This window comes from Faecalimicrobium sp. JNUCC 81 (assembly GCF_053667625.1).
Map to the genome: position 1 here is coordinate 2,914,597 of NZ_CM132203.1, position 15,496 is coordinate 2,930,092.

General features: G+C 27.6%; 11 protein-coding genes and 1 other annotated feature. Of the genes, 1 reads left to right on the forward strand and 10 read right to left on the reverse strand.

Features of this window, described 5'->3' with window-relative positions; all coding sequences use genetic code 11:
• Window positions 1-21: 21 nt before the first annotated feature.
• Window positions 22-1,338 (reverse strand): argininosuccinate lyase, encoded by a 1,317-nt coding sequence (gene argH, locus JNUCC81_RS14560; RefSeq protein WP_454094141.1) that lies wholly within the window; start codon window positions 1,336-1,338, stop codon window positions 22-24.
• Window positions 1,339-1,586: 248 nt separating this feature from the next.
• Window positions 1,587-1,798, reverse strand: a binding site (T-box leader).
• 175 nt (window positions 1,799-1,973) lie between these two features.
• Here argH and JNUCC81_RS14565 point away from each other — a divergent pair.
• Entirely contained in the window at window positions 1,974-2,219 is a 246-nt protein-coding gene (locus tag JNUCC81_RS14565; protein WP_454094142.1) for a hypothetical protein, read from the forward strand.
• A gap of 47 nt (window positions 2,220-2,266) precedes the next feature.
• Here JNUCC81_RS14565 and JNUCC81_RS14570 read toward each other — a convergent pair whose 3' ends face one another.
• The 9 genes from JNUCC81_RS14570 to leuS form a co-directional block, all read right to left on the reverse strand.
• Window positions 2,267-4,234, reverse strand: a complete 1,968-nt coding sequence (locus JNUCC81_RS14570) for an MBL fold metallo-hydrolase (RefSeq protein ID WP_454094143.1) — start codon at window positions 4,232-4,234, stop codon at window positions 2,267-2,269.
• Window positions 4,235-4,236: 2 nt separating this feature from the next.
• Window positions 4,237-5,844 carry a hypothetical protein gene (locus JNUCC81_RS14575; protein WP_454094144.1) on the reverse strand — a complete coding sequence of 536 codons (1,608 nt, stop codon included), beginning with the start codon at window positions 5,842-5,844 and terminating at the stop codon, window positions 4,237-4,239.
• 12 nt (window positions 5,845-5,856) lie between these two features.
• Entirely contained in the window at window positions 5,857-7,539 is a 1,683-nt protein-coding gene (locus JNUCC81_RS14580; protein WP_454094145.1) for an Hsp70 family protein, read from the reverse strand.
• A 3-nt stretch (window positions 7,540-7,542) separates the two neighbouring features.
• A complete protein-coding gene (locus JNUCC81_RS14585) occupies window positions 7,543-8,688 on the reverse strand; it encodes a hypothetical protein (RefSeq protein WP_454094146.1) in 1,146 nt (381 codons plus the stop codon).
• 191 nt (window positions 8,689-8,879) lie between these two features.
• A complete protein-coding gene (gene sdaAA / locus JNUCC81_RS14590; protein WP_042275679.1) occupies window positions 8,880-9,758 on the reverse strand; it encodes an L-serine ammonia-lyase, iron-sulfur-dependent, subunit alpha in 879 nt (292 codons plus the stop codon).
• A gap of 21 nt (window positions 9,759-9,779) precedes the next feature.
• On the reverse strand, window positions 9,780-10,454 hold the full coding sequence (sdaAB, locus tag JNUCC81_RS14595) for an L-serine ammonia-lyase, iron-sulfur-dependent subunit beta (RefSeq protein ID WP_208331642.1): 675 nt from the start codon (window positions 10,452-10,454) through the stop codon (window positions 9,780-9,782).
• Between the two features lie 375 nt (window positions 10,455-10,829).
• Window positions 10,830-11,210, reverse strand: coding sequence for a RidA family protein (locus JNUCC81_RS14600; RefSeq protein ID WP_042275682.1), 381 nt, complete (start codon window positions 11,208-11,210; stop codon window positions 10,830-10,832).
• A gap of 214 nt (window positions 11,211-11,424) precedes the next feature.
• Complete coding sequence (ilvA, locus tag JNUCC81_RS14605) at window positions 11,425-12,642, reverse strand: threonine ammonia-lyase (RefSeq protein WP_454094147.1); 1,218 nt, start codon at window positions 12,640-12,642, stop codon at window positions 11,425-11,427.
• Window positions 12,643-13,068: 426 nt separating this feature from the next.
• On the reverse strand, window positions 13,069-15,489 hold the full coding sequence (gene leuS / locus JNUCC81_RS14610; RefSeq protein ID WP_454094148.1) for a leucine--tRNA ligase: 2,421 nt from the start codon (window positions 15,487-15,489) through the stop codon (window positions 13,069-13,071).
• Between the last annotated feature and the right edge of the window lie 7 nt (window positions 15,490-15,496).

Genomic DNA, 15,496 nt, shown 5'->3' on the forward strand with positions numbered 1-15,496 from the left:
TTAAATTAGTATGGCTATTATTTATTTTAAATGTTTTTTTATCCCTTTATTTAATATACTCTCATAATCTATAAAATCATATATATCATTTTTAAATACATTCGAAAATTTTAATAACTCATCCATAGTAAGATCTTCTATTGCCTTTTTGTTATCTTCACAGTATATTACAATGCTTCCAACTATTTGATGAGCATCTCTAAATGCAATATTATTATTAACTAAATAATCTGCAACTTCTGTAGCATTTAAAAATCCAGATTTAACAGCTTCTTTCATTTTATCTTTATTAACCTTAATAGTAGATATTATTTTTTCCATTATTGAAACGCACATTTCAACTGTATTTACACTGTCGAAAAATCCTTCTTTATCTTCCTGCATATCTTTGTTATAAGCTAGCGGAAGTCCTTTCATAACCGTTAAAAGTCCAAAAAAGTTACCATATACTCTTCCTGTTTTACCTCTTATCAATTCTGCCCCATCAGGATTTTTCTTTTGCGGCATTATGCTACTTCCTGTAGTATATAAATCATCGATTTCTACAAATTGAAATTCTTGACTACTCCATAATATTAATTCTTCACTAAGTCTACTTAAATGCATCATAATTATTGAAAAATCACTCATCAATTCTAACAAATAATCTCTATCACTAACTCCATCTATATAATTTTCTACAATTCGCTTAAATCCTAATTTTTCTTTAGTTATATTTCTATCTATACTATGTGTAGTTCCAGCTAAAGCCCCACACCCTAAAGGAGATTCATCTAATATTTCTAAAGCATTTTTAAGTCTTTTTTCGTCTCTATCAAACATGCTGTAATAAGCCATTAAGTGGTGTTTAAAGGTAACTACCTGAGCTCTTTGAAGATGAGTATATCCAGGCATAATAACTGGATTTTCATATGCAACTTCTTTTATAGTATTTTTAAAATCAGATATTAAGCTTATTATATTAATTGTTTTTTCTTTAGCATATAATCTCATATCAGTAGCAACTTGGTCATTTCTACTTCTGCATGTATGAAGTTTTTTTCCTATATCACCAATTCTATTTATTAAATTTATTTCTATAAAACTATGTATATCTTCATAGTTTCCTTCTAATAATAATTTTCTATTTAAAATATCTTTATATATCCCAACTAATCCATCTGTTATAGCTATTCCCTCTTCTTCTGTTAATAATTTACAATGAACTTGCATATATACATGAGCAATACTTCCTTCTATATCTTTTTTATATAAAACATTGTCATAATCAAATGATTTATTAAACTCCTCCATAAGTTTATTTTCTTCTTTTCTAAAACGTCCACCCCATAGTTTCATATTATTCACCTCGTATTATATATTATTTTGTGTATTTTTTAGTATATACAGTATTGTTTCCAATGTTATAAGTATTAAGCTTATTTTACAAATTTATCCATGATTACTCCTCCAAAGAAAATTTAAACAAAAAGCCTCTTGGCCTAAAGACCAAGAGGCGAATTTCAATCCGTGTTACCACTCTTATTGATAATAATACTTATATAATAAGTAATTTAAAATATTAAAAAAGCCCCTTGGTTATAAAACCAAGAGACGAAATATTCCGCGTTACCACTCTAATTAATAAGTAAAACTTATCCACTCTAATCTCTTAAGGCGAGATAAACCGAATGCCATACTAAAATTTCAAGCATCCTCCTCTAAAGCTCTCTTCATTATAAAATTTACTATTAGGCTCACACCAACCCTAACTCGCTGTAGCTTATTTTATATTTACTTTCTTTTTCGCTGGATTTTTATTTTTACATTTTTATATATTATAATTACAAAATTCAAAATAGTCAATATATTTTTATATTTTTAATACTTTAATCTTTAATATTAAAGTGTATCATTTGTTACAGACTTTTATCTAAAGGGTATGTATAATTTTATATATAAAATTATACATAAATTTTTTAGGAGGATTTATTATGAGTTGCGGATGTTCTAATACAGATAAAAATAATGGTAAAAATGTAGTTGATTTAGTGAGAAGTAAGGGTAAAGGTGAGTTTCCTTTAAGAACTCATCATGAAATAGAGTGTGTTAATTGCTCTAAATCATTTACTATGAAAACTCATGTAGATAAATGTCCACACTGCTTTATGGTTTATGGTGTTACTCCTTGCAGTTCTAGTGATAAAAACAATATAAAACCTGCAGATATAAACTACTAATATAAAAAAAGCTTCTTATAAATTATAAGAAGCTTTTTTATACCACATTAGATATCATTACATAAGTCATCATATAATTTTATTCCATTTCCATGTACCATTATTAAATTTTTAGGTTTTATTGTATTTACAGTTTTTATTAAATCCTCATATTGAGCATGTGATGATAAGCTTATTTCAATTAAATTTACTTTAATAGTATCATACGGTTTTAGTCTCTTTTTTATTATTTCCCTATCCATACATCCACAATTTAAAATAGTTACTATATCATTATCTTCTAAAACTAAGTTATAGTAGCTTTCTGATATACTTTTATCTTTTAATATCCCTCCACTTACAATTATCACATCATTTTCATAGTACTTTTCATAAATAGACCTATATTTTTTATAGTCAATTTCCTTATTTATATTAATTTTTTTATCTACTTTATTATAATATTTATTAACTTTAACAGCTAAGCCATCTATTAAAATATTTGCTTTAGTTGTACTATTTTTTATTAAATCATAATACTCTTGAGTTATTCCAATAGTTGCAGATGGAATTAGTACTCTTTTTTTATTTTTTACAGATAAATTAGTAAAGTAATTAAATAGTTTTTTATTATATCTATAAGGCAAGGTAATTCTTTTATTTCCATAGGTTGTTTCCATAATAAGATAATCTGCGTTTTTGAATTTAACAAAGCTTTTTTCATCAATATATCTAGTTGTTGATTGTCTATTAAAAGAAAAATCCCCTGTATAAATTATTTTTTTACCTTCATATTCTATACATACTCCGACTGAGCCTTTTATATGATTAGAAGGAAAGAAAGTAACTTTTAAATCCTTAATCATAAATTGTTCATTATCTTTTTTTATTTTTAATTTCTTAGAATCTATATTATATCCAGTTGATACAACATTAATAATATTATAAGTATCTTTAGTCATATAAATTTCATTTACATATGGTTGTAAAATATCTAAGCTACCATAATGATCTAAATGAGCATGACTTATTATTAATGATTTTATTTTTTCCTTAGGAAGGTTATTCTCATGTAAAAACTTTTCTATATTAATTTTTTTTATTTCTGAGTTTATTATTTCTGCTCCACAGTCTAATATTAAGTATTCATCTTTTATTTTTAAAATATGCATGCTAACTGAAGATTTTCCTCTATAACTATAAATTTCTATGAACTCATCTTTAAAGTTGTATTTATTTATTCTATCAGGTATATAATTATGATTTATATTTTTTAAATCTATTATATCTAATAATGATTTACAGATATATTTAGGTAGATTATCGCATGATACTTCACTGTATATTTCTTTATTGTCTAAATTATCTATTTTGGATTTATAAAGTATAGCTATTTCTTCTAATTTTAATTCTTTTAATATATTTATGGTTTCATATAAATATTCTTTATACGACTCCAGAATTTTTTCCATTTCTAAACCATTTGATTTTTCTATTTCTTTATTTATGTTATCTTTTATTTCTTCTATGAAATTAACTAATATATATAAGTATTTTTTTCTTTTATCTTTTATATTATCTATTTTATAATTTAAATCATCCGATGGATTTAAAGATATCCTAAAATAAATTAATAAATCTATAAAATCATCTATATCACACTTATTAGAATTTATTATATCCATTATTCTTTCTTCATTTTCTCTAAACATATACTCTGCTTGATCATATAAGCTTAAGTGTAGCAATGATAATATAGAATATACTATTCCCAGGCTATTTTTATTGAAAGAAAAACCTTCTAATCCATATTGAAAAGATAGTAAATACTCTCCTAATTTATACTTTGTATAAGCTAATATTTCTAAAAAATCTTTCTTCCCCATTTGAATATAAGATATATTTTCTATAAAATAATCAATTTCTTTTATATTTTTTATATCATCATATTTAGAGTTTTCTATTGTACAAATTATATCTTTTTCTATATCTTCAATATATAATTTTTTTATTATAGTGCCTTTATATATATACATAATTATTTTGGTGGATCTACTTTCAGTCTTTTTAGCATGGATATTGCTTTAAATTTTATCCTTGAGCTACATTTTTCATTTTCAATTATAAAAAATAATATATCTATAAATTCATCTTTATTTTTATCATTAAGTAATCTCTCTATTAAGCTTATTAAAGCCATATATATATTATCAGAATATTCTATACTAGAACTGCCATTTAAACCTATAGATTTTTTTATAGATGAAAGAGCAACTTCTTTAAAATTAAATTTCGGTTTATCACATAATTCATATGCGCCATTTATAGCCTTTATAATTTTCGTCTCATCATCACTGTTTAAATACTCATCATAAATAGTTTTTATTGCATATCTTAAAAGTTGATTACTCTTATATGCACAATCTCTTATTATAGAAAATACCTGTCTACTTTCATAATAGTCTTCCTCTAAAAACTCTCTTATCAACTCTATCGCATTTTTTTCATCCCCTAAACTACACATAGCTGCACTGCAATATACTTTTTTAGTAATATCATTTTTATTTTTATTTATTAAATCTGAAAATCTAGGACTCAAACCTTTCCTAGAACCCCATTGGGCTAATGTCACTAAAGCTGTACCTATCTCTATAGAGTTACATGAATATCTATTAAGTATATCTATTACCATATCTTCAACTTTTGATGAATTAGAGTATCTTATTGCTAAAAATGCATTTTTTCTAGTGTTACTATTATTCATCCACTCTTCAAACGAGCTATAAAAGTCACTTTCTAAATCCCAATTTTTAGCTTTTTTTATCATAGCGTCTAAAGTTACAGATTCATCTTTAGCTCCCGATGGTATAGTTCTACTTATTATTTTTCTAGCAGTTTTATTTATACTTGGTATTTCTAAATACTTCTCTGCTTTTTTTATAGCTTTATTTCCAAAGCTTTTTGTATAGTTATGTATAAAGTACTTAGCCATTTGAACTTCTGTATTATCTGATTCCTGTGTCAAGCTTATTAATTTTAAAGCGTAATCTATACATATATCATCATTTTTATTCATGAAAGCTTTTAAGGCTTGTAATCTAGTATCTCCTTTAGTATGTCTATCAAAAATAATCTTTAAAAATTCTGTATCATTTATTTTTCCGCAAGCATTTATTAAAATCATAATCTGAGTTGACCACGACCATTCATATAATATAAATCTAATCGTATCTTTATATTCTTCTTTATTTTTGCTATAAATTTCTGCTGTAACATTTCCGATTGTTTCTATTAGCAAGTTATTATTGATTAATATATTATTAATAGTTTTTGATGCATATAATATAGCTTCTATAGGGCATGTATTTTCATCCATCATATCTTGTGAAATAAATCTTAAGTCCATTTCCAATTCATGTAATTTTCCTGAATTTACTCCTCCTAATGTAAGCTTCTCATAAGCTCTTAATAATTCTTCTATATAATATGGTTTAAAGTTCCAATAAAATAGTTTATTATTACAGTTATTAGTACTTTCGCCACCACCTTCACTTACCTCATTTATATCACTCAAACTAACTGAAGGCTTTGAGATACTCATATTATTTCTGTATTTTTCTAAATCTTCTAAGCTTTTTAATATCACAAAAATACCCCCTTATATAATTTCTTTTTCTTTTAAGTCCACTTCTTGTTTTAATTCTATTTTTTCTCCATCTACATCTACTGATAGTTTTAAATATTTATCTTTATCTATTGAGAAATTTATATCCATTGGTGTTCCCGGCTTTTTAGGAGTTTTAAAATAAGCCTTATATTTTCTTTGTATCCTCATTTTAGAGTCATATTGGTCTATTCCTGCATAAAGATTTATTTCTACCCCTGATGGACTCGTAGTTTTTAATGCCCCTTCTAATTTACCTTCATATGGTACTTCTTGGTTTGAGTTAATTATAACTACTGGTAGACCTTGCTTCACATCTATCATTATTGCCTCTGCTAGTACCCTTGTTAACTCAAATTTTTTATCTTTCTTTATATCCGTAATTTTATCTTCCGATTTATTTATAGAATTAGGCCTGTTTATTATGGTTTCATAATAATCATATATAGCTGCTCCTTTTGCTACTGATATTAACGGATCTGCAGAGTTTATAACTTGTTCGTCTTCAAGATTTAATATTTTTTTAATTTTATCTCTTACTAATTGATACTTTGTCATTCCTCCAGTTAAAAATAAATAATCTATACTGCCTTTACTTATATCATAGTCTCTCAATGTATTTAATATAGGGTCAACTATATTCTTTTGAGCTTCTTCATCAAGTCTTTTATTAGTTGGCGTAGATTTTGTAAAGAAATCTTTTATTGCATCATCATACTCATCTTTATTTATACAGAACTGGACATGATCATCATTATAAAAATCCATTATATAATGGTCAAAGCTTTCCCCAAAATAACAGTTCATCTCTATATCCGACGATATTCTTTCCTTTGCCTTTTCTGCAAATATTCTTAAATGCCTTACCATATTTTCTCTATCTTCTTTGTCTATATCACTATATTTTAAATTATATCTTTCTAAGAATTCATTTAACTTAACTAATGCAACTTTGTTGTCAAAATCGATGCCTCCTAGCTCATCATATCTACCTATTGCAACTTCAGTAAATTCAACTTTTCTTCCATTTTGTATTACATCTACAACAGCTACGTCGCATGTACCTCCCCCTAAATCAAATACTAATATTCTCGTACTTTTACTTAAATCAACTTGTCTTTGACTCTCTATTAAATTTGTTTGTTCATTTATAAAATCGATAAGAGCTGATGTAGGCTCTGGTATAAGGTTTACATTTTTGAATCCGATTTCTAGTGCTGCATCTTTTGTATCCTTAATTTGATCTGTATTAAAAGATGCAGGTACTGTTATTGTTACACTATCGACATCATTACCTTGATTATATCTTTTCATAGAGTCTCTACATGCTTTAAGGATTTGCTTTGCTACATCCTTAGCACTATATTCAGAGTTTCCTAATAACCATTTTTTATTAGTTCCTATATATCTCTTTGTATTATATAAAACTTTTTTAGATGCTTTCGATTTTATTTCTTTAGCAATTTTCCCAACATACTCTTTTCCATTTTCATCAACATATAATACTGAAGGTAATATAAATTCCATTGTAGGAGATTTATTTTCGTCAACTTGCATAACTTGTATAATCTGAGATTGTATCAATCCATTAAATAATAAGTTTCCTTTTGAAACTACAGTATTAGTTGTTCCTAAATCAATACCAAAGTAAATATCATTTCCTGATTCTCTATTCATAATTTACTCCCCCTTAATGTTTACATATGGCTTTAATATCTCTTTATTATTGTAAAACCATGCCGGATACAATACTTTACCTTCACATGAGTTAATGTCTGATATATCTTTATTTAGCCTATAGTTATAAAAAGAATACTCTTCTACTTTTACATTATCACCTACTCTTATGGTCTCTCTTGGAAAAATCCCCATTTCTCTTAGCACATTAAACAAATTTGTTGCAACAAACATTAGATTAGTCTCTTCTTTTCCTTTTGAGTAACAATAAAGTCTATCTAATAAATTACCATTTGTTGAATCATTCATATTTTGTACCAAATCAATTAAAGCTTTTGAATATTGCTCTTTAGCGTATCCAATTAGCTCTATATTTTCTAACTGTAGTTTATTTAATTCATTCTTAAGGCTTACTTCTTTGTCAATATATTCATTTATAATAACATTATTTAATTCTATATCTTTTTTTAATTTTTCTATATGCCATTTTAATTTATCAATTCGTTCTATTTTTTCGTCATCTTTAAGGATTACGTTTTCCCCAAAGTCATTATTTTTATGTATTATATAATTTAGTTTTAACTTTATATTATTTCTATTCTCTATGGCTTTTACAGTTTCATCAAAAGCTAATTTTATTTCTTTTTGCTTATCAATTAAAGACTTTTTGCATATGAAAAATAGTTTTTTATCTTTAAATAAATAATCAAAGTCTGATATAACTATATCTTTTTCATTTAAGTTAATTTTACTTTTATTAAGTTCGCTATATATAAATGCTTTTAATTTTTCTTTTGATGGTTCATCGTTATTTACTATGATCATCATAAGATATAATTCTACAAGTATAGATATTATAAATTTTTCACTTTTTATACCTTCAAATCCTTCATCCTTAACAATTTTATATGGTAATTTATGAGATTTTACATATTTAGCTATTATAGAAAAGCTTTTTTCTATATCTAAATTCCACTTATCCATATATTCATAAAACCTTAACCTCATTACATCATAATACTCTCCTGAGTTTTTATCAAATGCAATTAAGTTCAAAAATAAAGTTAATTCATTTATAAATTCATTTCTATTATTTTTTACACCTAATTCATTAACTACATCTTTTATTCCTATTTTTAAATTCCCCAATTTTACCTCCCAGAGCATCCACTTTATTTTACTTAATTAAGTTTACCAACTAATAAACTTCGATATTTTTCCTTAAATACCTTCTTTTTTTCCTATAATAACTTTTTTATAGTAATAATAAAAAGGAGTAGATTAACGTCTACTCCTTAATTATATTCAAGTGTTAATTTATTTTTTACTAATTATTTGTATTATCCAAATATTTTAGTAGTTAAAGAACATCCTGTACAAGTAGCAGCAACTCCACCTAATGCAGTTTCTCTTAACTCCATAGGAAGTTCTTTACCTACTTTGTACATTGCAGCAACCGTTTCATCAAATGGTATTATGTTTAATATTCCAGCTAGGCATAACTCTGCTGATATTAAAGCATTTGCTACACCTATTGCATTTCTTCCTTGACAAGGTGCTTCAACTAAACCTGCTATTGGGTCACATACAAGTCCCATAACATTTTGTAAACAATGAGATGCAGCATGTATAGCTTGCTCAGGTGAACCACCCATCATCTCTACTACTCCAGCCGATGCCATTGCAGCAGCAGCTCCAGTTTCAGCTTGACAGCCACCTTCTGCACCAGATACTGTAGCATTTCTAGTTATTATAACACCTATTGCAGATGCAGTGAATAACGCATCTATCATTTCTTCATCATTAAATCCATATTCTTTACCTATAGTAACAACAGCTCCTGGAAGTATACCGCAAGACCCTGCTGTTGGTGCAGCAACTATTAATCCCATAGAAGCATTAACTTCCATAGTACCCATAGCAGCAGCCATAGCTTTATTCATTAATTCTCCACATACAGTTCTAGATGAACCTCTGTATTTAGTTAACTTTTTAGCTTCTCCACCTATAAGTCCACCCATAGACTTTATATCTTCTTCTATGGCTTTCTCTATAGCTGCTTTCATTATATTTAAACTAACTCTCATTTTTTCTCTTACTTCTTCAGTAGATAATCCTGCAAGTTCAGCTTCTCTCTCTAAACATATTTGGTGTATTGGCATTTTAAGCTCATTACATTTTTCTAATAATTCTGCTCCGCTTGTGAAGTTATATTTCATTTTTTTATCTCTCCTTACTCATTAGAATTTGTCTAAAACTACAACCTTAGCTACTACTTCAAATTTCTTTAATTGATCTATTAAATCTTTTTCTAATTGATCATCTGTCTCTAGTGTTAAGAATGTATATTCAGATTTAGCTGGTTTGTTTGTTGACATTGTTGCTATATTTTTATTGTTATGAGCAAGTAATCCTGTTACAAATGATATTGCACCAGGGATATCTTTTATTTCTAAAACTACAGCTGCTCTTGCTCCATTAAAGTCTAATGCTAATCCGTCCATTTCTGTAAGCTTTATGTTTCCTCCACCTATAGATGCACCTTTTACAGTTGATATTGTATCATCTTCTAATAACATTTCCATTTTAACAGTATTAGGATGTACATCATCACCTAAGTTAGCTTTTATAAACTCAAACTTAACTCCAGCTTGCTCAGCTAATTCAAAAGAGTTTTTTATTCTAGCATCATCTGGTTGAAATCCTAAGATTCCTCCAACTAACGCTTTATCTGTACCATGACCTTTATAAGTTTCAGCAAAAGATCCATGAAGATAGAATTTAACTTCTTTTATAGATTTTCCTGCTATTTTCGAAGCAGTTTTTCCAAGTCTTGCAGCTCCCGCAGTATGGGAACTTGATGGTCCTATCATATTAGGCCCTACGATATCAAATACACTATAATCTTTAGCCATTATATTACCTCTTTCTTTTGTCTTAAAAATGTCTTATTAATTTCAATATACCTTTTAGATTTAATCATTAGATAATTTTCTGATGTCTTATTGATATCTATATACCCAAAATTTAAATATAAAATAATTTATATTTCACTTTGCATAAATAGTATCTATCTAAAGATGTCATATAATTCATTGATTATTTTAGATAAATTGTAAACTATATATATATAAATAAGATTTTGTAAATACTTATTAAATCTTACTAATTAACTATTTAGATATATTTATAAATTTATTAATAAAATGATTGCATATACACTATTATGCACTGAAAATAATTATAAAATGACCAGTTTGTACTGGTCATTTTATTATTCTTAAAAAGAATTATATTACAGCAATTACTTCTATTTCAACTTTAACGTCTTTTGGAAGTCTTGCAACTTCTACACAAGCTCTAGCTGGCTTGTTATCACCGAAGTATTCAGCATAAACTTCGTTTATTTGTGCGAATTCATTCATATCTTTTATGAATACTGTAGATTTTACTACATGTGAAAAATCTAATCCTGCTTCAGCTAATATAGCTTGAACATTCTTTAAAGATTGAGCTGCTTGAGCTTTAACATCTCCTTCAACTATTTCCATAGTTTCTGGTACAAATGGAACTTGTCCAGATACAAATAACATATTTCCAGCTTTAACAGCTTGAGAATATGGTCCTATAGCTTTAGGTGCATTATCTGTATGTATTACTTGATGTTTCATATTGTAGTCCTCCTAGTAAATATATATTTTAATATAAAGTACACGTTTTCATATACTATTATACTATTATATATGCATTAATGTATATATATTTTTTAAAATGTGGCATAAAAAGTATAATTATTTTTTATACCACATTTTATTTTCATTTTTTTAACATATTTTAATATTTTTTATTGTTTTTTGTATATTTATCTGTGTATTTGTACGAATATTACATTTCTATTATTTCAAATCCACCTTTAGTTATAGCTTCTTTTAGTTTAGATATATGTTCATTATTAAATGTTTCTAATGTTAATTCAGCTGTTTGTTCCCCTAAATTACCACCAACTGTTAATCTTGATAAATTTGCACTTAATATATTTCCATCATTTTCACTTATTATCTTAGTTAATTCAGCAAGTCCGCCTGGCTTATCTTGAATTACTGTGTTAAATGAATATCTTCTACCTTCTTTAGTTAAAGCAGCCCCTATTACTCTGTATAATGTGTTAACATCCACATTACCTCCAGATATTATACAAACTACATTTTCCCCTTCTTGTGGTACATATTTTTTATTTAATAAGGCCGCTGTAGTTACTGCTCCTGAACCTTCAGCTACAACTTTTTGATTTTCCATTAAGAATAACATACCTTGAGCTATTTCATTTTCTTCTACTACAACTACTTCATCGACTAGTTCTTTTATTATTTCAAAAGTAAGATCCCCTGGTGTTTTAACAGCTATACCGTCTGCTATTGTAGTATCATTAAATGCTGTAGTTACTTTACCTTGTTTCATCGATTCATGCATTGAAGGTATATTTGCAGTTTGAACTCCTATTATTTTTACGTTAGGATTTAAAGCTTTAGCAGCAACAGCAACCCCTGCTATTATACCGCCTCCACCAATTGGACAAAGTATCGTGTCAACGTTTTCATTTAATTGTTCGAATATTTCAAGAGCCATAGTCCCTTGTCCTGCGATAACATGCTTATCATTGAATGGATGTAAGAATGTAGCTCCGGTTTCTTTTTGTATTTCAACCGCTTTTGCATAAGCATCATCATATACTAAGCCGTTTAATACTACTTCTGCTCCATATCCTTTGGTCGCTGTAACTTTTGCAAGTGGTGCAGTTGCTGGCATTACTATTGTTGCTTTTATTCCACTCATTTTAGCACCTAATGCAACACCTTGTGCATGGTTTCCTGCACTTGATGCTATAACACCGTTTGCCTTTTCTTGTTCTGTTAAATTTGCGATTTTATTACAAGCACCCCTTACCTTGAAAGAACCTGTTTTTTGAAGATTTTCACATTTATAGAAAACATTTGCCCCAGTCATCTGACTAAGCTTTACACTTTCTAATATATCTGTTTTTTTAACGATATCTTTAATTGTCTCTCTAGCTTCATTTATATCTTGTAAAGTAACTTTTGCCATAATTTTTTACTCTCCCTGTAAAACAAATTTTGTATTTTGTATTTCTCTTAACACCTATATTCTATAATCTTTTTTTACAAAAATCAACATGAAAACGCTATTTTTTAATTTTTAGATAAGTCTAAAAATATAAAAAAATTAAATAATTGAATATTAAAAATTAAATTATGTTTTATATTTTAATTTTATTTTTTAAGCATTATCATTCTAAACCATTGAAAAATCAAGTTTTTAAAAACTTTACCTAATTTTATTAATATTGTATTAATTATATATTTTTTTAATCAATTGTCTTTTTTAAAATATTAATTTCAATTTTAGTTTTAACTTTTTTTAATTCTTTTATAATATTTATTTTAAAAATCTATTTTTTGACATTAATTAATATAAAAAAAGGAGTAGTTATTTAAACTACTCCTAAGAAAATTATTTAACTACTATATTAACTAGCTTTTTAGGTACTGCGACTACTTTAATTACAGTTTTGCCTTCAACTAGCACTTTTATCTTTTCATCTTCCATCGCTACTTTTTCCATATCTTCTCTAGATATATTAGAAGCAACGCTTAATTTTCCTCTTACTTTACCATTTACCTGAACTACTATTTCAACTTCATCTTTAACTAATGCAGTTTCATCGTATTTAGGCCAGCTTATATCAAATATACTTCCTTCTTTTCCTATCATAGTCCATAGTTCTTCACCCATATGTGGTGCAAATGGTGCAAGTATAGTTACAATTGTTTCTATACCTTCTTTTATAACTGCATCATTTCTATTATCTAATTCTTTGTATTTATACATTTCATTTATTAATTCCATTAATGCAGATATTGCAGTATTAAATCCAAACTTCTCATTTAAATCTTCAGTTACTTTCTTTAAAGTAGTGTTTATAGTATATCTCATAGCCTTATCTTCTTTGCTTAATTCTCCTAAAGATACATCTGACTTAGTAATATCTTTTAATTCATCCATTAATCTATAAACTCTATTTAAGAATCTGAAACATCCTTCAACACCTTGATCTGACCATTCTAAGTCTCTTTCTGGAGGAGCTGCAAATAATACGAATAATCTAGCAGTATCAACTCCATACTCTTCTATTATTTCTGAAGGTGCTACAACATTACCTTTAGATTTACTCATCTTAGTTCCATCTTTTAAAACCATACCTTGAGTTAATAAGTTCTTGAAAGGTTCTTTAAAATCTAACATTCCCATTGAATTAAATGCTTTTACAAAGAATCTTGAATAAAGAAGATGAAGTATTGCATGTTCTACCCCACCTATATATTGATCTACTGGCATCCAGTTGTTAACAGCTTCTTTACTAAATGGTTCTTCAGTATTTTTAGGATCTATGTATCTTAAGAAATACCAAGAAGAGTCAACGAAAGTATCCATTGTATCTGCTTCTCTTCTAGCTGACTTTCCACAATGAGGACAAGTAGCATTCATAAATGTTTTTGAAGTTGTAAGTGGAGATTCACCTTTACCTGTAAACTCAACATCTGTTGGTAATAATACTGGTAAATTTTCTTGTTTTTCAGGAACTATACCACATTCATCACAATATACTACAGGTATTGGGCATCCCCAGTATCTTTGTCTAGAAAGTAACCAGTCTCTTAGTCTATAGTTAACTGTTTTCTTCCCTCTTCCAATTTCTTCTATTTTTTCTATTATAGCATCAAAAGCTTTTGATGCATCCATTCCATCAAACTCACCAGAGTTTATCATTACATTGTCTTCATTTATAACTTCAACAATTTCTAAGTTATACTTAGCTGCAAACTCGCCATCTCTTTCATCATGTGCAGGAACTGCCATAACTGCACCTGTTCCATAATCAGCAAGTACATAATTAGCTATCCATAATTGAACTTTCTTTCCGTTTACAGGATTTATTACATATTTTCCTATGAACATTCCTTCTTTTTCTACATCACTTGAAGTTCTTTCTATTTCAGTCATAGTATGCATTTTTTGAACGAAAGCTTCTACATCTGCTTCATATTCAGTTTTAGCAACTAATTCCTTAACTAATGCATGTTCTGGAGCTAAAACCATGTAAGAAACTCCATAAACTGTATCTGGTCTAGTAGTAAATACCGTTACCTTCTTATCACTTCCATCTATATCAAAAGTTATTTCTGCTCCAGTACTCTTTCCTATCCAGTTCTTTTGCATTGTTTTAACTTTTTCTGGCCAACCATCTAAAGTATCTATATCTTGAAGTAATTCTTCTGCAAAGTGAGTTGTTTTAAAATACCATTGTTCTAAGTCTTTTTTTACAACAACAGAGTCACATCTTTCACATGCACCTTGTACAACTTGCTCATTAGCAAGAACTGTTTCACAAGATGGACACCAGTTAACAAAAGATTTCTTTTTATATGCTAGTCCATGTTCTAACATCTTTAAGAATATTTGTTGAGTAAATTTATAATACTCTGGTGTAGATGTTGCTATTTCTCTATCCCAATCAAAGCTAAGGCCTAATGTCTTTAGTTGACTGCTCATCTCCGCTATGTTTTGCATAGTCCATTTATCTGGATGTACTCCATGCTTTATAGCTGCATTTTCTGCTGGAAGTCCAAATGAATCCCATCCCATTGGATGTAGAACATTATATCCTTGCATTTTCTTAAATCTTGCTACAACATCACCTATAGAGTAGTTTCTAACGTGTCCCATATGTAAGTTACCTGATGGATACGGAAACATTTCTAATGCATAATATTTTGGTTTTGTTGTATCATTTGTATCAGTTTTGTATTGGTTGTTTTCTTCCCAAGTTTGTTGCCATTTAGCTTCAATTTCATTTGGTTTATAAACGTTCATTTAATTT